A 19620-nucleotide genomic window follows, 5' to 3' on the forward strand; every position below is an offset into this window, starting at 1 on the left:
TGCGTTACTAGATGTCTTTGAAGATATCAATAGCATGGGCCAAACCATTCTCATGGTGACTCACTCAACCGCAGCGGCATCGCGTGCCAAGCGCGTGCTCTTTATCAAGGACGGGATCCTTTACAACCAGATCTTCCGGGGAGAAAAAACGGAGCGTCAGATGTTCCAAGAAATCTCGGATACCCTGACTGTCATGGCGGGAAAGGAGGATAGTGATGTTTAAATTAACAAGTAAATTAGCACTTTCCAACCTCAAACAAAATCGCAAACTCTATTATCCCTTTGCCTTGGCTGTTATTTTAACGACCATGATCCTTTATAGTTTTATCGCCTTGTCATTGACCCCTCATTTAGAGGATTCTTACGGAGGGGGAGCGGCGAGAACTGTTCTTGGTTTTGGTTGTTTCATCGTCCAGCTGGTCGTCATCATTTTAGTGGCTTATGCCAATGGCTATGTCATGAAAAATCGTTCCAAAGAACTGGGCTTGTATAGTGTTTTGGGGATGGAGAAGAAGCACCTTCTCGTCATGACCTTATGGGAATTGCTTATCTTCTATATTCTCACAGTTGGAGTAGGACTGGGCTTGGGGCTCTTGTTTGATCGCTTGATTTTCGCCTTGCTTCTAAAATGTATGGGTTTACCAGTCGTCATTCAATCAACCTTCCAGATAGAGGCTGTTCTTAATACTTTACTTGGGTTAGCCTTAGCTTTTGGTCTTATTCTTTTGTTAAATTCTTTCCGTCTCTTGCGCTACAGTTCTCTTCACCTGATGCAACAGAAAAAGGCAGGAGAGAAGAAGGGACGCTTCTTGCTGATCCAAACTCTTTTAGGTCTAGGGCTCTTAGGAATTGCTTTTTATATGGCGCTAACCGTTGAGCGTCCGGTGGCGGCTGTCCAAGGATTCTTTATTGCTGTCATTTTGGTCATTCTGGCGACTTATCTCTTATTCAACGCAGGCTCGATTACCTTCTTAAGATTTCTCAAAGGTCGGAAATCCTATTATTACAAGCCAGAGAATTTTATATCTGTCTCCAACTTAATAGCTCGGATGCGAAAAAATGCAGCGGGCCTTGCGACGATTAGTATTCTATCCACCATGGTCTTGGTCACCTTAACCGGGTCGCTCAATATCTTTATTGGAGGGCAGAATTACCTAGATACTGTTTACCCTTCGGATTACATGATTAGTGTGGGGCATATGCCTTCAGATGCTGAGACAGAACCGGTTATCGAGGATGTTCAAGCTCAAATTAAGAAAACAGCTGACGCGACACATCTGTCAGATTATCAGGTGGCACAGACAACATACTGGTCAGCTGAAATTCGAAAGATTGATGGAAGGATCTTAGAGGTGAATGACCAGTCCACTCCATCAACTGGTCAGGAGTTGAAGACAGAAGGAACAGTCTACTTTTTTGATCAAGCGACTTATGAGCAACTGACCGGTCAAAAAGTTGAGCTTGGGGAAAATGAAATCCTAGCCTATGGGTATCAATATCCTGGAAAATTAGACGCACAATTAGAAATCAATGGGAAGACCTTCACGATTAAACAAAAATTGGGCTCCAATTTTATCCAAGGGAAACTCCCTCAATCCGACCTGTTTCAACACCAAATGGGCTTGTACCTGGTCCTCCCTGACTTGAACCAACTTGGACTAAAAGTTGATAAAAATTTGGAATTCTCTATTAGTGCTAAAAATAAAGATAACCAAGATTTTATTTCTGGCTTGATCAAAGAGCTGTATTCGACAGACAAAATCAGTCAATATGGTGCGACTTATTTTGGTGGATTTGATCGATACAGTATAGAGAAAGATTGGCGTGAAACAGCAGGAACTCTCCTCTTTATTGGGATTTTCCTATCGGTGATCTTTCTATTAGCTACAGTACTCGTCATTTACTACAAACAGATTTCAGAGGGCTATGAGGACCGGGAAAATTTTGTGATCTTGCAACAAGTAGGATTGGACCAAAAACAAACGTCCACCACCATTCGCAAACAAATTCTCACTGTCTTTTTCCTTCCTTTATTCTTCTCCTTCCTCTACCTAGGAGTAGCCTACAAGATGATCGCAAAGATCGTTGCTATCTTAGGAGCAACCAATGCGGGCTTGGTCCTTCAAACGACTCTGTCTATCTGCGCTGTCTTTTTCATCTCCTATATTCTCGTCTTTCTTCTGACTTCTAGAAGTTATCGAAAGATTGTCGTGAGATAGCGTTCGAGTCTATATAAGATTGGGAAATGAAAAAGCCGATAAGTAGACAAACTGTTTTTTACATAGAACAAGCTAAGTGTTGCGGAAAGAATTATAATAATGTATGTTTTAAAGCTTATTTAAACAAATACTGAAACTTTCCGCCGTGAGAAAAGTGCTAGAAATAAAGTATTTCTAGCATTCGGGAGTTTTGAAACTTTAGGTTCAAAACTAAGTTATGGAACTTCGGAGAAGTTCGCTAACGTCCGTACTCACCTAAGGAAAGTTTCAAAGATAGTTTTATCCTTAACCAAAAACACCGAGGATTATATCCTCGGTGTTTTCTATCACGATTACTTCACATGTTTTGCAAGTTCTTCTTGCGCTTTTTTGTTTGATTCTTCTTTTTCTTTCAACCAATTCTTATAAGCTTTTTCGTAGTCAGCAGTTGTGACTGTCTTATCTTGAAGTTTTTGGTATTTATAGAAGTTTGAATCTCCCTTGATACCGATTGAAGAACGAGCGCCTGAGAATGGTGTTACCTTCGTGATAGATGGAACTCCACCCTTAGAGTAGATTGGAAGAACAATTGCATTTTCTGTTAACCATGCTTGAGCAGCAGCGTATTTTTCATAACGTGCATTGGTATTCAATTTTTCAGCATTAGCAGCATCCAACAATTCTTTGTATTGGTTCAAACCAACTTTTTCGATGAGCGCTTGGTCTTTCTTAGGATCAAGTCCCATACCAGTCAAGGTTGAACCATCTGTTGGGTTCAAGATATTCAAGTAAGTAGATGGGTCTTGGAAGTCAGGTCCCCAACCAGTGATATCCATGTCAAAGTCTTTTTGATCTGGTGATTGGGCGAAGTAAGTCGCGTTGTCTGCATCATCTGTAGACAATTTTTGAACATCGATCACGACATTGTCTTTACCAAGAGCTGTTTCAATAGAGCTCTTCATAGAGTCTGCTTGTTGGACAAGAGTGCTAGAAGATTGGTCTACAACATAGTCGATATGGATTGGGAATTGAACACCTTGTGATTGCAATTCAGATTTAGCTTTTGCAAGTTCTGCTTTGGCTTTGTCCGCATTATGCAAGCTGTCTTGAGCATCAGCAAAGCTCACACCTTTCCACTCATCTCCTGTTGCGGCAAGTTTTTCTTCAACGAGCGTACCGAAGTCTTTTCCGTTGGCTTGCACAAATGTAGGTGGAACTAGAAGTGTACGAAGAGTTCTTGATGCTCCCTCTTTACCATTAGCTTGTGCACTGTATGAAGTTCTATCCAAAGCGAAGTTCAAGGCTTGACGGAAGTTTTTGTTTTGAAGAGCTGTCTTGGTGCTGTTCTTTTGTTCGTCAGAAGTCTTCTTCGTATGACCGTAGTTTTGACGGTTGACGTTGAAGTAAGCGTAGTAGACAGTAGAATCTTGTTGAGAATAAACGATGTTATCCTTGAATTTCTTCTGAATTGTGCTGTAAGTTGAGCTTGTTGGGAAGAGACGAGCAGAAGTTAAGTTACCGTCTGAGAAGTTACGAGCAAGATAGTCTTGGTCTGATCCATCGAAGTAAGTCAATTTAACCGTATCGATGTGAACATTTTTCTTGTCGTAGTAATCAGGGTTTTTATCCAATTCGATTTGTGATTTTGAAGTGAATGATTTCAAAATGTATGGACCATTGTAGAGGATACCATTTGGTTTCACGCTACCAAAGTCTTTCCCAGCTGATTCCAAGAATTTTGCATTAACTGGCATCATAGTAGCAGTCGTTAATTTAGAATTCCAGAAAGATTCTGGTTGGTTCAAAGTGTATTGAAGAGTGTGATCATCAACAGCTTTTACCCCAACGGTTGAGAAGTCTTTGGTTTTCCCGTTTACATAGTCATCCAAGCCTTTGACTGAGTTTTGAACCAAGTAAAGAGCATCTGATTTTTTATCTGCTACGTATTTTAGAGATGTCACGAAATCTTTTGCAGTGACGTCAGCGTATTCATTTCCTTCTGAATCATACCACTTCGCATCTTTTCGAAGCTTGTAAGTATAAGTCAGACCGTCTTTTGAAACAGACCAGTCTTCAGCAAGAGCAGGCACTAGGTTACCGTATTGGTCGTTTTCAAACAAACCATCGACCAAGTTGGTAGTAATGTCGCTTGTAGTTGCACGGTTTGAAGTCAAATAGTTCAAGGTATCAGGGTCAGAACTATACACGTAGTTGTAGGTTGTCCCTTTTGATGCATTAGAAGATGAGCCACATGCAGCAAGGAAAAGCGTTGAAGCCGCGGCGACACCTGCTAAAAGAGCAAGCTTCGATTTTTTCATATTCGTGTCTCCTTTTGAATAATTTTAATTATTATACTCCAATCAATCTACAAAATAAAGTGTTTTTTGAACTTTTTTTGTATATTTACACACCCGTGTACAGTAAAACCCTTGATTTTAAGGGATTTTTAAGGAATAAAAATTTTTAAAAAAAAATTACTATTATGCTTTACATACTAGTCAAGAAAGAGTATACTGATAGTGAAAAGACTAGTATGTAAAACAAACTAGTAAAAAATGTGAAGAAAGAGGTGAGAAGGATGAAAGAGTCCCAATTACTAAAGGGAGTCTTGGAGGGCTGTGTGCTTGAGATTATTTCCAAAAAGGCTATCTATGGCTATGAATTGATCCAAAGTCTCAAAGAGATGGGATTTGATAAGATTGTCGCTGGGACCATTTATCCCCTGCTTCAAAAGTTAGAAAAACAAGGAATTATTCATGGGGAAATGAGGCCGTCTCCAGATGGTCCCGATCGCAAGTATTTTTCACTCAGTGATGCTGGAAGAGAGCGCTTAGAGGAATTTTGGGACCAATGGCAGGAGCTGGTCACAAAAGTAGAACGTATCAAGAAGGAGGGAGAAGAATGGTAGAAAGTTATACAGAAAAAATGTCAGATGAATTGATTCATCTAGACAAAGAGGATCAAGCCTATGTGAAAAAAATGGTGGCCTATATTGGGGCTAAGTCCTATTTTTATGATGATGAAGCGCTCGGTGAACAACTCTACAATATGGTTTGCGACCTGAAAGTTGCTGAAAAAGAAGGCATACGGGCGGTGGATTATTTTGGAAAGGATCCACGGGCGATGGTGGATCAAGTTCTTTCAGACTTGCCTAAACGCTCTTTAGGGTCTTATGTGGGACTCGTCTTCCTACTTGGAGGGATCTTGGTTGGCATGCGTTATTTAATGGATTTTACCTGGATGACACCACTGAAAATCGAACCTTTGACCTATGTTGTCATTCTCCTCAATTTCTTGGTGTTCAGCCAGTTCATCACGTGGCTTTGGTCCAAACAGAGCTATGGAGAAATGAAGTGGTCGTGGGCTATTTTTATCAGTGGGATCAGCCTGATGGTATTTCTGAACATTGTACGACTATTTTCGATCTATTTTGGCCACATTGGGAGTCTCTTCTTATCAGATGGTTGGGCGATTGCTCTTGCTGTCCTAGTCCTACTTGGGTTTGCAGTAATGGCTTTTAGAAGCAGGGAGCGTTTGATGTCGAGTCTACTAGTCATGGGGCTGACTTTCTTAGTTACTGGATGCTGGATTCGTCTTGTGAACCAGGAAACTGCTCATTTGATAGGCTGGCTACTTCCTCTCATGGGACTAGTCCTGACCCTTGTTGTATTTTGTCTCCAAAGAAAGAAGGAAGAAGCATGAAATCAGCAATGTATTTTGAAGAAACGCAGACCTTGATGCAAACCTTTAGCCAAGAGGACCAAGCCTATTTCCAAGATCTCTGGGATTATTTCAATCTTGCAGGTTTCTTATATGAGGAGAAAGCCTTAAGAGAGCAGGTCTATAATTTAGCGGTAGATTTTTCGCAAGCAGGAGGTGATGGATTGACGGCAAAGGATTATTTTGGCCTTGATCCAAAGGGAATGGCAGACCAAATCATCGAAAATATGCCCAAAGAATCGACGCGGTCTGTTCTAAAATATGGGGCTATCTTTTCAGGTATTGTGATTTTTTATCGCCTCTTAAGTGATTTTGCTTCGCAAGCGGTCCTTGTGCTCAAGCCTCTAGTCTATTTGACAGACATCATTTTGGGACTCCTAGCTGTTGGGATGATCTTCTATCTCCTTCGTCGCCACATTTTTGCGGAAGAAAAAGCGAAAAAAGTAATTTATGTAGCATTTATTCTAGTTCTAGGATTCTATTTTGTCGGTGAAATAGTGGGAGTCCGTTTCTTGCCTGCTTTTGCTTGGTTTGTAGTCCCTAGTCCTTGGGATACTCTTCTCATGACAGGGGCTAGCGGAGCTCTCATTCTTTGGCAATGGAAAGAAGAGTTTGGACGAGCTTTCATCTTTCCTATCGTCGCCTTTTTAGTGGTTGGATTCTTACATCGCTGGACCTTGGCAAAAGGAGTTCAGAATCTTGGTATGACAGTTCTTCTGCCCACAGTGATCATCGTCTTTGGGCTAGTTATTTATTATTGGTTTACGATTCGTGCTTTGAAAAAAAATAGGACGGAAAGTGATAAATAGAAAGAAAAGGGGGGCTGGGACAAAGGTCCTAGCCTCTCAATTGTTTTTGGATTGTCGAGCAAGACGCAGTGGTTGAGTGGTCAAAGCACTGCTTTGAGGTGGTAGATAGGACTTGCTAAGCAAGTTTCCTAAGTAGTTGTTCGCTTTTCAAGTTCCAAAGATGCCCTACTCAACTGTGCGGAGGTGAGACGACGAAATCGAATTCTAACGAATTACCGATTTCTGTCCCACTCTCTTTCTTGTCCAAGTATGATAGAATAAACTCATTAGATGGGAGAATATACATGAATCTATTTCGAAAAAAGGGACTTGGGCAAGTACACCCCGGTCTAAATCGCCATTTACGTTTATGGGATTTGATTATTTTAGGAATTGGTGCCATGGTGGGGACAGGGATCTTCACGATTACAGGGACTGCAGCCGCGAATTTAGCTGGTCCAGCCTTGATCATTTCGATTGTGATTGCGGCTTTTTGCGTTGGCTTATCTGCCCTTTTCTTTGCTGAATTTGCATCTCGCATCCCTTCAACTGGTGGGGCCTATAGTTACCTCTATGCCATCTTTGGAGAGTTTCCAGCCTGGATTGCCGGTTGGTTGACCGTGATGGAATTTATGACAGCCGTATCAGGGGTGGCTTCAGGTTGGGCTGCTTATTTCAAGGGCTTGTTGGCCAATCTTGGCTGGAGCCTGCCGACGGCTTTAAACGGGACTTTTGATCCAGCTAAGGGAACTTATATGGATCTCTTGCCTATTTTGGTCATGGTCCTCGTCACAGCCTTAGTCCTTATGAATGCTAAAGCGGTTTTACGCTTTAATTCCTTGCTAGTCTTACTCAAGTTCTCCGCCCTTGCCTTATTTATCCTTGTGGGGATTTTTCACCTAAATCCTAGCAACTGGGCAAACTTTGCTCCGTATGGATTTGGCGAAATCTATGGTGGTCAGACAGGGATTATGGCTGGTGCTTCGCTCATGTTCTTTGCCTTTCTTGGTTTTGAGTCCATTTCAATGGCGGTCGACGAAATCAAGGAACCACAAAAGAACGTCCCTCGCAGCATTGTCCTCAGTCTTTTGATCACAACCGTTCTTTATATCTTGGTCACCCTGGTTTTGACCGGTATGGTTCCTTTTAAGAACTTAAATGTAGAAGACGCGGTTGCCTTTGCCCTCCGTCAGGTCGGAGCTGGCTGGGCTGGAAATTATGTATCGTTAGTCGCTATTTTGACCCTAATTACCGTCTGCATTTCCATGACCTTTGCCCTCTCACGGATGATTTACAGTTTGGCGCGGGATGGGCTCTTGCCAAAAGCTATGAAACAGCTCGATCCAAAAACCAGAATTCCAAAAAATGCAACACTAGTAGCTGGATCGATGGCTGCCATTGCTGGTGGAGTCTTTCCACTTACAAGTATCGCTTCCTTTTTAAATATCTGTACCTTGGCTTACCTGGTTATGTTGGCCTTTGCCCTCTTGAAATTGCGCAAGGAACACGGGGCTCCTGGACCTGGTGAATTTAAAACACCCTTGGTTCCAGTCTTGCCAATCCTGTCGATTGTGGTCTGTCTGTCCTTTATGACCCAGTATTCCCTATCGACCTGGCTGGCCTTCGGAGTTGCTCTCTTGATCGGGGTCGGAATTTATTTCGGTTATGGGTATCGCCATTCAGAAGAAAATCAATAAAAGATGAAAGCTAGAGTAGTAGAACTCTGGCTTTTTACATAGAGAAAGCTCTTTTTTTGGTATAATGAAGGGAGAAAGTTAAATAGATAACAAAGGAGAAAAACATGACATTTGAAGAGATTTTACCAGGCTTAAAAGCTAAGAAAAAATATGTACGAACTGGTTGGGGTGGAGCAGAAAACTACGTCCAACTTTTTGATACCATTGAGCAAAATGGGGTGGCTCTGGAAGTGACACCTTATTTCCTCATTAACGTGTCTGGTGAAGGGGAAGGCTTTTCTATGTGGAGTCCAACCCCTTGTGATGTCTTAGCGACAGATTGGGTGGAAGTCCATGACTAAAAGGGTCTTGATTACAGGCGTAAGTTCCGGGATTGGTTTGGCTCAAGCTCGACTCTTTCTAGAAAAGGGCTACCAGGTCTATGGGGTGGACCAGGGAGCGGATCCCCAGTTGCCTGGTGATTTCCATTTCTTGCAACGGGACTTAACTCTTGATTTGACGCCGATTTTTGAATGGTGTCCCGAGGTAGAGGTCTTGTGTAATACGGCTGGGGTCTTGGATGATTACAAGCCGCTTCTGGAGCAAAGCGCTCAGAAGATTCAAGAGATCTTTGAGATCAACTATGTGACTCCGGTGGAGCTGACGCGGCATTATCTGACTCAAATGTTGGAGAATAAAAAAGGTATCATCATCAATATGTGCTCCATTGCTTCTAGCCTGGCAGGAGGAGGCGGTCACGCTTATACCTCGTCCAAGCATGCTCTAGCGGGCTTTACCAAGCAGTTGGCCCTGGATTATGCAGAAGCTGGAATTCAGGTCTTTGGGGTTGCTCCAGGTGCTGTCAAAACAGGCATGACCGCAGCAGATTTTGAACCAGGTGGATTAGCTGACTGGGTAGCCAGTGAGACGCCCATCAAGCGCTGGATTGAGCCAGAGGAAGTAGCAGAAGTCAGCCTCTTTTTGTCAAGCGGGAAGGCATCTGCCATGCAAGGGCAAATCCTGACGATTGATGGTGGTTGGAGTTTGAAGTAGGAGGATGAAAAAGCAAGAGTTGAAATCTTGCTAAGAAATGTAATTGTTTTTTCCTTACTGAAAGAGGATCAAACCTAGGTGAACAATTAAGTTAGGACAGTGGTGAGACAGGTATTTACCTCTATGCTAAAGAAGATCTTACTGAACGAAATTAAACCTACCAGAGTGATCAGGATGAATCAGATTTCTTTATGATTGGTCAGATCTAGCCTTTTTCACCAAAAAAAGACAGGGATATTAACAATTATGAAGATAACTGAGGGTAAGTTCAGAAGAACTTTTTGAATGGGCTCTACCTGAAACCTTAAGAGATTGTTTTAGAAGAAACGAATAGTACAATTGATTTGCTAAGTTATTGTGGAATGAAGGTGAAGTCATGATTAAATTAGTGAATGTTACTAAATGTTTTAGTGATGGATCGAATGTCAGATATATTTTCAAAAATTGTAATTTTGAATTTAAAAAAGGGAGCACGACTGCAATAGTTGGCCGTTCTGGATTAGGAAAAACTACTCTTGTTAAATTAATATTAGGGATTACCAGTTTAAATGAGGGGGATATCTTAGTCTGTGGTAGTTCCATTTTAGATATGAAAAATTTGAGTAAGGTAAGGCGTAGGAATATTGGCTGTGTCTTCCAAAACTTTAATTTGATTTCAGGTTTCACGGTGAAAGAGAATATTCTACTTCCAAGATATTTTTTTGAAAATGGAGAGAATAACATTAACGAAATTTGTAACACTTTAGGTCTTTCAAAGGAAATGTTAAGCAAGAGTATTGATAAGATTAGTGGAGGTGAAAAACAAAGAGTTGCCTTGGCAAGAGCTCTTATTAATAATCCAGAAATATTGATAGCAGATGAACCTACTGGTAATTTAGACGCTGCTAACGAACAAAATATAATAGAATTGTTGAAGCGGATCAATGAGGAGTTAGGTATCACGATTATAACAGTAACTCATAGTGATAAGGTGGCGAATAGTATGCAGTCTATTTGCACAGTTGTTGATGGCAAAATTGAGTACGTAAGGAGATGATAAAATGAATCATTCCATATTATTCATTGCTAAAAGAGATTTAGAAGTTAACAAACGAAGATATAGATTAGTTCGACTGTCAATAGCGATCTCTGTTTTACTAATTGTTTTAGTGATGCTCATTTCTAATTCTTTCTATAATAAAATGATTAAAGAAATGACTGTAGCAAATAAAAATGTTGTTACTGTTGCCTTTGGTAATAAAGAAAATTCTCTGAATTATAAAGCTTTGCCTTTATTTTCTAATGAAGATATTGATCGAGTTAAAAAAATAGATGAAGTAAAAAATATTACTGGTATAAAACTATTATTTACGGATGATATCAAATTCCAAAATGGTAAGACATCGGTTTCCAATACTATCCATTGTCTAGAAGAAAAGTATTTAAAAAACCTGAATATTAGAATTGCTGAAGGAAAATTTCCAGAGAAGGACAATGAAATATTAATCGGAGATTCCGTACACAAGGCTACATCAATGAATGTCGGAGATACGGTGACTATTAAGATTGATAATCATTATGAAAAGTTTGTAATTTCTGGCATTATAGACAAGCAAGAAGCGCAGTTATTTTCTACCTTGCCAACAGAAATAAATCAAATGATGGCAATCAATGTAAAAAGTAGTAGCGTTTCATCAAATAAATTTTATTATCTGAATGCTACTGTGAAAAATGGAACCGATTTAAATGAAGTAGCAAAGAAGATAGAAAAGACTGTTTTAAAAAATGAAAATTTAAAACAATCTTTATCAGGAACAGGATTAGATGTTGTTGTAGCAACACAACAGGATGTTATCAATATGCTATCCAGATGGTTTTCCTACATCGACCTTTTTATCCTCTTAATCATAGTTCTTATCTCTATTGTAGCGATTATTAATATCATCAATATTCTTGCCATTACCATTCAGGAGAATCATAAACAGATCGCAACTTTTAAAATCATCGGTGCATCTGATCGACAGATAAAAAGAATATATTTATTTGAAAGCTTCATGATGGGAGTACTAGGTACAAGCGCGGGATTGGTGATAGGAATTGCTATTTCTTATTTGATCATCTTTTTGAGTGGATTACCACTAGATATTGAACTTACCAGATTGTTGTTCCCGGTATTAATAGGGATACTCACTTCAGTTTTTGCAGGATTATTGGTATCTAGAAAAATTACTAAAATTGATATTGAAAAGGTATTAAATCAATAGAGAAGAAATGATTAGGGTCAATAAGAGATGGTGTTGCAAAAAGAATAGCTATACTGGTTTCACTATCGACTGAGCTTTGAATGAAAGTAGGAGGATTTGATGGAAATCAAAAAACACTTTGGTGTCTACGGAGTCTGTCTTCAAGACGGGAAACTGCTCTGCATTGAGAAAACGAGAGGACCTTATCAGCATCGTTTTGATTTACCTGGTGGTAGTCAAGAACCAGGTGAGGGACTGACAGAAACCCTCAAGAGAGAAGTTCTGGAAGAGACAGGATATTCTCTTAGCAGTTATTCAAATCCTAGAATTTACGATGTGATGGTTCAAGAAGAAGGGCAAGACTTCGCCGTACACCATATCATGGCCTTTTATGATATCGTACTCGATTTCGAGAGCTCTCAACAATCCCTTCCTCAGGAGGTTCTTGATGGGACTAATGATTCAGCAAATGTAGTTTGGTTGAATGTGGAAGACATTACTGCCGACAATGCTTCTCCTTTAGTATTGAAGGTGAAGGCAGAGTTAGGAGGATTTCCAGAATTAGAACTGACAAGCTATAGAAATTGGAAGGTAAAAGAAAAAAAGGAGAACCTATGACACCTCAAGAAATGTGGAATGCCTACAAGCAAATCAATCCCTCTATTGGAGATGAGATAGATGCCTGGGCCTTTGGAGTGGACCCAGACCTTTTAGCGGAACTGGTCTTTAAAGGCGAAAAAACAGCAACCGCCTCAGCTTATGACCTCTACGCAGTAGAGGACGAACCCCTTCCACAAGAAGGGACCTTTGATGTCATTTTAGACAGTCAAGATCAGGCTGTCTGCATTGTCGAAGTCACGAAGGTTTCCGTTCAGCCTTTTCATCAAGTGTCAGCCGATCATGCCTATAAGGAAGGTGAAGGAGACAAATCTCTGGCTTATTGGCGTCAGGTTCATGAAGACTTTTTCAAAGACTGCTTTGGAGAAGCAGGTCTGACGTTTACACCTGACAGCAAGGTTGTTTTAGAAGAATTTCGCAAGGTTTATCCATTATAAAACACGCTCTCCATTTAGAAAATCAGAAAAGAGAATAACTGTTTTCTATCAAACAATACCTAGTGATTGTGTCAAGCTAAAAATACTGCCCAGTTCTTAGAACTATTAAAAGATTTTTTAAGACTTTCCGCTGTGAGAAAAGCGCTTGAAACCTAGAGTTTCAAGCGCTCGGGAGTTTTGAAACTTTAGGTTCAAAACTAAATCATGGAACTTCGTAGAAGTTCGCTGATGTCCGTACTCACCTAAGAAAAGTCTCAACGAAGATTTGATCTTAGTCTGACTCTCCTTTTTGGAGAGTTTTTTGATCTGGGTCTTATTTTCCAAAAGGGGTGAAAAATGGTATAATAAGTACGATATTGTACAGAAAAGAGAAATGTTATGCCAAATTATGCCATTATTTTAGCAGCGGGGAAAGGTACCCGTATGAAATCAGATCTGCCCAAGGTTCTTCACAAGGTTGCAGGGATCTCTATGTTGGAGCATGTTTTCCGTAGTGTTGGAGCCATCTCACCTGAAAAGACTGTAACGGTTGTGGGCCACAAGGCGGAATTGGTGGAGCAAGTATTAGCTGGACAAACAGAATTTGTTAAGCAAACGGAGCAGTTAGGAACTGGTCATGCGGTAATGATGGCAGAGCCAGTTTTGGAAGGTCTTGAAGGCCACACCCTCGTCATTGCAGGAGATACTCCTTTGATTACGGGTGAAAGCCTCAAACACTTGATCGACTTCCATATCAACCACAAGAATGTGGCAACGATTTTGACAGCAGAAGCAGCGAATCCATTTGGTTATGGCCGGATTGTCCGCAATGACAATGCGGAAGTGCTTCGAATCGTCGAGCAAAAAGATGCGACAGATTTTGAAAAACAAATTAAAGAAATCAATACAGGAACTTATGTCTTTGACAATGCACGCCTCTTTGAAGCTTTGAAAAATATCAACACAAACAATGCCCAAGGTGAATACTATATCACGGATGTCATCGGTATTTTCCGTGAAGCTGGTGAAAAAGTTGGGGCCTATACGCTCAAAGATTTTGATGAAAGTCTCGGGGTTAACGACCGCGTGGCCCTTGCAACAGCAGAAGGCATCATGCGTCGTCGCATTAACCAAGCCCACATGGTCAATGGGGTGAGCTTTGTCAATCCAGATGCGGCCTATATCGATGTCGATGTTGAGATCGCACCAGAAGTGCAAATCGAAGCCAATGTTACCCTAAAAGGCCACACAAAGATTGGTGCTGAAACAGTCTTAACCAATGGAACCTATATTGTGGATAGTGAAATTGGTGCAGGTGCTGTTATTACCAACTCTATGATTGAAGAGAGCACGGTAGCTGATGGCGTGACAGTAGGACCATACGCTCATATTCGTCCAGCTTCTAGCCTCGCCAAAGATGTCCATATTGGAAACTTTGTCGAAGTCAAAGGTTCGTCTATTGGCGAAAATACCAAAGCAGGTCATTTGACCTATATTGGTAACTGCCAAGTCGGCAGCAACGTTAACTTTGGTGCAGGAACCATCACAGTGAATTATGATGGCCAACATAAGTTTAAAACGACGATTGGAAACAATGTCTTTGTCGGCTCCAATTCGACGATTATTGCGCCAGTTGAATTAGGCGACAATTCCTTAGTCGGTGCTGGATCAACCATTACCAAGGATGTACCAGCTGATGCGATTGCGATTGGTCGTGGCCGTCAAGTGAATAAAGAAGAGTATGCCCTTCGCTTGCCACACCATCCTAAAAATAAATAGGAGATTCTCATGCAATTTGAAGAAAAAACCATTGAGCGCAAGGAGATTTATCAGGGACCGATTTTCCAAGTGGTCACTGATCAAGTAGAACTACCCGCTGGAAAAGGCCAAGCGCAGCGTGATTTAATCTTCCATAACGGAGCAGTAGCGGTTTTGCCGATCACAGAAGATGGAAAGACGATCTTGGTCAAGCAGTACCGCAAGGCGATTGAAAGGACCTCGGTGGAGATTCCAGCAGGGAAGTTAGAAAAGGGAGAAAATGCAGACCCTAAAGCGGCTGCTCTGCGTGAATTGGAAGAAGAAATTGGCTACACAGCGGATCTAGAGTTGTTGTATGATTTTTATTCTGCCATTGGATTTTGTAATGAGCGAATCAAACTTTATGGTGCAACCAACTTGAAAAAGGTGGAAAATCCACGTCCACAAGATGCGGATGAGACCTTAGAGTTATTAGAAGTAACCTTGAAGGAAGCCAAAGACTTGATCCAAGCTGGCGAAATCTGTGATGCCAAGACCATTATGGCGATTCAGTACTGGGACTTAATCAATAAATAGAGGAGGATCCGATGGGAAAACCTTTATTAACCGATGAAATGATTGAACGAGCAAGGCGAGGTGAGGACATCACCGGTCCTAATATGGTCGATGCTGAAGAAACGAAGATTATTCGGACAGACCACAGAGGATTTGGCTACGAACGTCCTATGAGAGAGAGTCGTATGGAGCGTCCACAGGAGAGCTATTCTCAGGATACTGTGCAGATCCAAGTGGAGCCCACAGTGACCAAGAGTCGTCGCATTGAAGAACGCAAACAAAGTGTGGTCCAATCCAAACTCAATAAGATTTTGTTCTGGATCATTGTGCTCCTCATTGCCTTGATTATTGCTATTTGGCGTCTATAAGGTCGTCACAAGGAGAGAAACGACATGAAAATTGGAATTATCGCAGCCATGCCCCAGGAATTAAAGATCCTGGTTGAAGCCCTTGAAAATGGGGAAAAGCATCTGCGTCTTGGAAAAGTCTACTATACAGGATCAATTGGTCGCCATGAGGTCGTTTTGGTTGAAAGTGGTATCGGAAAAGTCATGTCTGCTATGAGTGTAGCAGTCTTGGCCAATGATTTTAAGGTGGAAGCCATTATCAATACGGGCTCTGCAGGTGCCGTTGCCCCAGGGATGGCTGTTGGAGATATTGTCCTTGCAGACAAATTGGCCTACCATGATGTGGATGTGACAGCCTTTGGTTATAAGTATGGTCAAATGGCAGGTCAACCCCTTTACTTTGAATCCAGTCGCTATTTTGTATCAGAAATGAAAAAAGTTCTGGAAGAAGAAGCTGCAACCACACATGTGGGCTTGATTACAACAGGAGATAGCTTTATCGCGAGTGAAGAAAAAGTCGCAGCAATTCGGGAGCATTTCCCAGAAGTATTGGCAGTTGAGATGGAAGGGGCAGCCATTGCCCAAGCCGCTCACGCAGCTGGACGTCCCTTCATGGTCATTCGAGCTATGAGTGATACGGCAGATCACGCAGCCAATATCTCTTTTGATGAATTTATCGTAGAGGCTGGCGAACGCTCTGCTCAAACCCTGATTACCTTCTTGAAGAGATTGGTGTAGAAAAAATATAGGGAAATTGAACATGTATCGTGAATCGTATTTTGATGGAGGCCTATTTTCATATATTGGCCATGTTTTATTAGCAACCTTCATTACAGTATTTACATTTGGGATTTGTGCTCCTTGGGGCGTGTGCATTATGTATAACTGGAAGGTCAAGCATACCGTGATTGATGGTCGTCGTCAGTATTTTGACGGCACGGCTATGCAGTTATTTGGAAATTGGATCAAATGGTGGTTCTTTACCATCATTACATTTGGTATCTATGTGTTCTGGTTAAATATCAAGGTCACACAATGGATTACCAAGCATACTCATTTTATAGACTAATTGAAAAGGACTCGTCTAAGGACTAGTCCTTTTTTGAAGTCGAATCTTTCAGAAATAGGGAACTTTCATGCTATAATAAAGACTAGTAATGTAAAGGAGAGAATATGGTTTTATCAAAGAAACGGGCACGTCATGTGATCGAAGAAATTATCGCCCTTTTTCCAGATGCCAAGCCAAGTCTGGATTTTCGTAATCATTTTGAATTGTTAGTAGCGGTTATGCTCTCGGCTCAGACGACTGATGCGGCTGTTAACAAAGCGACACCAGGTTTGTTTGCGGCTTTTCCAACCCCGCAAGCCATGGCAGCAGCCAGTGAAGCTGATATTGCCAAGCATATTTCTAAATTAGGCCTCTATCGAAATAAGGCCAAATTTCTCAAAAAATGTGCCCAACAATTGCTAGACAACTTTGATGGGCAAGTGCCTCAGACTCGTGAAGAGTTAGAAAGTCTAGCAGGAGTAGGGCGCAAGACAGCAAATGTTGTCATGAGTGTAGGTTTTGGTATTCCAGCTTTTGCTGTCGATACCCATGTGGAGCGGATTTGTAAGCACCATGATATCGTCAAGAAATCAGCGACGCCATTGGAAGTTGAAAAGCGGGTCATGGATGTTCTGCCAAAGAGCGAATGGCTAGCTGCCCATCAAGCCATGATTTATTTTGGACGGGCCATCTGCCATCCCAAAAATCCTGAATGTGACCAGTACCCACAACTCTATCATTTTGATTAGGAATCAGTTCCTCTGCTCGAAAGAGCAGAGGTTCTTTTTTGTAATGAAACGTATATTTATTAAAAGGATTGAAAGGTGATATCTTTGTTGGATCTGGTGGTAGGTGCCTAGACTCCCCTATCCGGCTTCTTTGAGATCGATTTCAAGATGCTTTTTCTTTATATCTTATTATATTCATTCAGAAAAAACGAACTTTTTTAAAATAAATTTGGTTTTTTTTAAGAAATAGTGTATAATGGTAGAAAATCTAACATAAGGAGATAGTGATGAAAGCAAAAAAACTGTTAGCTCTTGCAGGAGTTTCTGTTGCAGGTGCCTTTCTTTTAGCAGCATGTGGCGGTGGTAGTAGCAATCAAGCAACATACTCATTCGTCTATTCAGCAGATCCAAATACCTTGGATTACATCGCTGCAACTCGTACAACGACTTCAGATGTTACAAGTAACCTTGTAGATGGTCTTCTTGAAAACGACCGATACGGAAACTTTGTGCCAAGTCTAGCAGAAGATTGGACTGTCTCTGAAGATGGATTAACCTATACTTACAAACTTCGTAAGGATGCCAAATGGTATACGAGTGAAGGAGAAGAATATGGTGCTGTAACGGCTCAAGACTTTGTTACAGGGATCAAACACGCGGTTGAGTCTAAATCAGAAGGTCTCTTCTTGATTCAAAATTCGATCAAAGGTTTGGATGCCTACGTAAAAGGGGAAACCAAAGACTTTAACACAGTTGGAGTCAAAGCCTTAGACGACCACACCATCCAATATACTTTGGTTCGTCCAGAAAGCTTCTGGAACTCAAAAACAACCTCAGGTGTTCTTTTCCCAGTCAATGCGGATTTCTTGAAATCTCAAGGGAAAGATTTTGGTTCGTTGAAACCTAGCAGCATCTTATACAATGGTCCATTCTACTTGAAATCATTGACTTCAAAATCTGAGATTGAATTGGTCAAGAACAAAGACTATTACGATGCGAAAAATGTTCATATCGATAATGTCAAATTGACCTTTAACGATGGATCAAACCCAGATTCTATCATTAAGAACTTTGAAAAAGGTCAATATTCCTTTGCATCTGTTATGCCAAACAGCTCGACGTATAAGAGTGTCAAGAAAAACTTTGGCGACAACATTGTCTACGGTTTGCAATTGGGAACATCCTACTATCTTGGATTCAACTTGGACCGTCAAAAGTATGACCATACTGCCAAAACAACGGATGAACAAAAAGCTTCTACCAAGAAAGCAATCCTGAACAAGGACTTCCGTCAAGCGGTGAACTTTGGTTTTGACCGCAAATCATATGCGGCACAAGTATCTGGATCTGATGCGGCTGAAAATACCCTTCGTAGCACTTTGGTACCACCAACTTATGTCCAAGTCAATGGAGAAGATTTTGGTAAGGTCGTTGAAAAACAATTGGTTACCTATGGGGATCAATGGAAGGGTGTGAGTCTGGCCGATGGTCAAACGAGCCTTTACAGCCCAGAAAAAGCCAAGGCTTCATTTGCGAAAGCTAAAGCTGAATTGCAAAAACAAGGCGTTCAATTCCCAATTCATTTGGACTACATTGTCAGCCAAGTGGACAACAGCATGGTCCAACAAGCTAGCTCCTTCAAACAATCTGTAGAGTCAGCGCTTGGTGCAGACAATGTCGTTGTAGACCTTCAAAAGGTTTCGGATGATGATTTCCAAAATATCACCTACTTCAGCGATACTGCTGCTGCGAGAGATTACGATATCTCAGGCGGTGGTTGGGCTCCTGACTACCAAGACCCATCGACTTACCTCGAAAGTATCAGCCCAGTAAATGGTTCTGTCTTCTACTATCTTGGTATTGATGCAGGTTCAAACAATCCAGCCATTGCAACAGTTGGTTTGGATCAATACGCTAACATGTTGAAAGACGCCGATGCTGAATTGTTGGATCAAGCTAAACGCTATGAAAAATATGCAGCAGCGCAAGCATGGTTGACAGATAGCTCGATTACGCTTCCAACTGTTTCAAATGGTGGTGCTCCAATGCTTCAACGGACCGTACCATACAGCCGTGCTGCTTCATGGGTTGGTACAAAAGGAACAGGAACCTTCTACAAATACCTTGAAATGTCCAAAGATGTTGTCACAACAAAAGACTTTAACAAGGCCAAAGAAGAATGGTTGAAGAAAAAAGCAGAATCCAATAAAAAAGCTCAAGAAGATCTCAAAGATCACATCGAAAAGAAAAAATAAATCAATCATTGTTCCATCAATGAGGATAAAAAAAGTCGGAACCTTCATGTGAGGGTTCCGGTTTTTTAGGTATCGAATGTTAGTCCATCTCGTTCTTTTAGATGAAAGATAGATCAACCACTGCATCTTGCTCGGCAATCCAAAAACAGTTAAGAGGCTAGGACTTTTGGCCCAGCCTCTTAACTATAGACGGGTGATCATCATTCTATTCACTAAATCTTAAAAAATAGCCATCTGG

The 19620-nt window shown here is 41.2% G+C and carries 19 protein-coding genes and 1 pseudogene; 19 read left to right on the forward strand and 1 reads right to left on the reverse strand.

The annotated features are described in order from the left end of the window. Positions 1–223 (forward strand): annotated as a pseudogene (locus HMPREF2904_RS11880) (ABC transporter ATP-binding protein); the annotation flags it as partial. Continuing rightward, entirely contained in the window at positions 216–2219 is a 2004-nt protein-coding gene (locus tag HMPREF2904_RS03310; RefSeq protein WP_070660070.1) for an FtsX-like permease family protein, read from the forward strand. The pseudogene HMPREF2904_RS11880 and the gene HMPREF2904_RS03310, both read left to right, overlap by 8 nt. Before the next feature lie 332 nt (positions 2220–2551). Here the strand turns inward: HMPREF2904_RS03310 and HMPREF2904_RS03315 are convergent, their stop codons facing one another. Then, positions 2552–4516 (reverse strand): peptide ABC transporter substrate-binding protein, encoded by a 1965-nt coding sequence (locus tag HMPREF2904_RS03315; protein WP_070660072.1) that lies wholly within the window; start codon positions 4514–4516, stop codon positions 2552–2554. A 260-nt stretch (positions 4517–4776) separates the two neighbouring features. Here HMPREF2904_RS03315 and HMPREF2904_RS03320 point away from each other — a divergent pair, with 260 nt between their 5' ends. From HMPREF2904_RS03320 to HMPREF2904_RS03400, 17 genes are all read left to right on the forward strand, one after another. Next, on the forward strand, positions 4777–5106 hold the full coding sequence (locus HMPREF2904_RS03320) for a PadR family transcriptional regulator (RefSeq protein WP_070505857.1): 330 nt from the start codon (positions 4777–4779) through the stop codon (positions 5104–5106). After that, positions 5100–5900, forward strand: a complete 801-nt coding sequence (locus HMPREF2904_RS03325) for a hypothetical protein (RefSeq protein WP_070660076.1) — start codon at positions 5100–5102, stop codon at positions 5898–5900. Before HMPREF2904_RS03320 ends, HMPREF2904_RS03325 begins: the two co-directional genes overlap by 7 nt. Next, positions 5897–6727 carry a hypothetical protein gene (locus HMPREF2904_RS03330; RefSeq protein WP_070660079.1) on the forward strand — a complete coding sequence of 277 codons (831 nt, stop codon included), beginning with the start codon at positions 5897–5899 and terminating at the stop codon, positions 6725–6727. The genes HMPREF2904_RS03325 and HMPREF2904_RS03330 overlap by 4 nt, the downstream gene beginning before the upstream one ends. Before the next feature lie 284 nt (positions 6728–7011). Further along, positions 7012–8403, forward strand: a complete 1392-nt coding sequence (locus HMPREF2904_RS03335; RefSeq protein WP_070660082.1) for an APC family permease — start codon at positions 7012–7014, stop codon at positions 8401–8403. A 104-nt stretch (positions 8404–8507) separates the two neighbouring features. Further along, positions 8508–8744 (forward strand): DUF2829 domain-containing protein, encoded by a 237-nt coding sequence (locus HMPREF2904_RS03340; RefSeq protein ID WP_000141913.1) that lies wholly within the window; start codon positions 8508–8510, stop codon positions 8742–8744. Then, positions 8737–9435, forward strand: a complete 699-nt coding sequence (locus tag HMPREF2904_RS03345) for a 3-oxoacyl-ACP reductase (RefSeq protein ID WP_070660087.1) — start codon at positions 8737–8739, stop codon at positions 9433–9435. Before HMPREF2904_RS03340 ends, HMPREF2904_RS03345 begins: the two co-directional genes overlap by 8 nt. Positions 9436–9811: 376 nt before the next feature. Next, positions 9812–10471, forward strand: coding sequence for an ABC transporter ATP-binding protein (locus tag HMPREF2904_RS03350; RefSeq protein ID WP_049486387.1), 660 nt, complete (start codon positions 9812–9814; stop codon positions 10469–10471). A 4-nt stretch (positions 10472–10475) separates the two neighbouring features. Next, positions 10476–11678 carry an ABC transporter permease gene (locus tag HMPREF2904_RS03355; RefSeq protein WP_070660089.1) on the forward strand — a complete coding sequence of 401 codons (1203 nt, stop codon included), beginning with the start codon at positions 10476–10478 and terminating at the stop codon, positions 11676–11678. 99 nt (positions 11679–11777) lie between these two features. Continuing rightward, positions 11778–12275: an NUDIX hydrolase gene (locus HMPREF2904_RS03360; protein ID WP_070660093.1), complete on the forward strand. Its 498-nt coding sequence runs from the start codon at positions 11778–11780 to the stop codon at positions 12273–12275. After that, a complete protein-coding gene (locus HMPREF2904_RS03365; protein WP_070660095.1) occupies positions 12272–12712 on the forward strand; it encodes an ASCH domain-containing protein in 441 nt (146 codons plus the stop codon). Before HMPREF2904_RS03360 ends, HMPREF2904_RS03365 begins: the two co-directional genes overlap by 4 nt. 378 nt (positions 12713–13090) lie before the next feature. Beyond that, positions 13091–14470 carry a bifunctional UDP-N-acetylglucosamine diphosphorylase/glucosamine-1-phosphate N-acetyltransferase GlmU gene (gene glmU, locus HMPREF2904_RS03370; protein WP_070660098.1) on the forward strand — a complete coding sequence of 460 codons (1380 nt, stop codon included), beginning with the start codon at positions 13091–13093 and terminating at the stop codon, positions 14468–14470. Positions 14471–14479: 9 nt separating this feature from the next. After that, positions 14480–15025 (forward strand): NUDIX hydrolase, encoded by a 546-nt coding sequence (locus tag HMPREF2904_RS03375; RefSeq protein WP_070589513.1) that lies wholly within the window; start codon positions 14480–14482, stop codon positions 15023–15025. An 11-nt stretch (positions 15026–15036) separates the two neighbouring features. Next, positions 15037–15372, forward strand: a complete 336-nt coding sequence (gene macP, locus HMPREF2904_RS03380) for a cell wall synthase accessory phosphoprotein MacP (protein WP_023917587.1) — start codon at positions 15037–15039, stop codon at positions 15370–15372. A gap of 24 nt (positions 15373–15396) precedes the next feature. Beyond that, entirely contained in the window at positions 15397–16089 is a 693-nt protein-coding gene (locus HMPREF2904_RS03385) for a 5'-methylthioadenosine/adenosylhomocysteine nucleosidase (protein WP_021152843.1), read from the forward strand. Positions 16090–16111: 22 nt separating this feature from the next. After that, positions 16112–16420 carry a YjgN family protein gene (locus HMPREF2904_RS03390; RefSeq protein WP_049473168.1) on the forward strand — a complete coding sequence of 103 codons (309 nt, stop codon included), beginning with the start codon at positions 16112–16114 and terminating at the stop codon, positions 16418–16420. Positions 16421–16524: 104 nt separating this feature from the next. Then, complete coding sequence (gene nth / locus HMPREF2904_RS03395) at positions 16525–17148, forward strand: endonuclease III (RefSeq protein WP_003006251.1); 624 nt, start codon at positions 16525–16527, stop codon at positions 17146–17148. A gap of 266 nt (positions 17149–17414) precedes the next feature. Beyond that, complete coding sequence (locus HMPREF2904_RS03400; protein ID WP_070660101.1) at positions 17415–19382, forward strand: peptide ABC transporter substrate-binding protein; 1968 nt, start codon at positions 17415–17417, stop codon at positions 19380–19382. Positions 19383–19620: the final 238 nt, after the last annotated feature.

The organism is Streptococcus sp. HMSC072G04, from assembly GCF_001813295.1.
In the GTDB taxonomy this organism is placed as follows: domain Bacteria; phylum Bacillota; class Bacilli; order Lactobacillales; family Streptococcaceae; genus Streptococcus.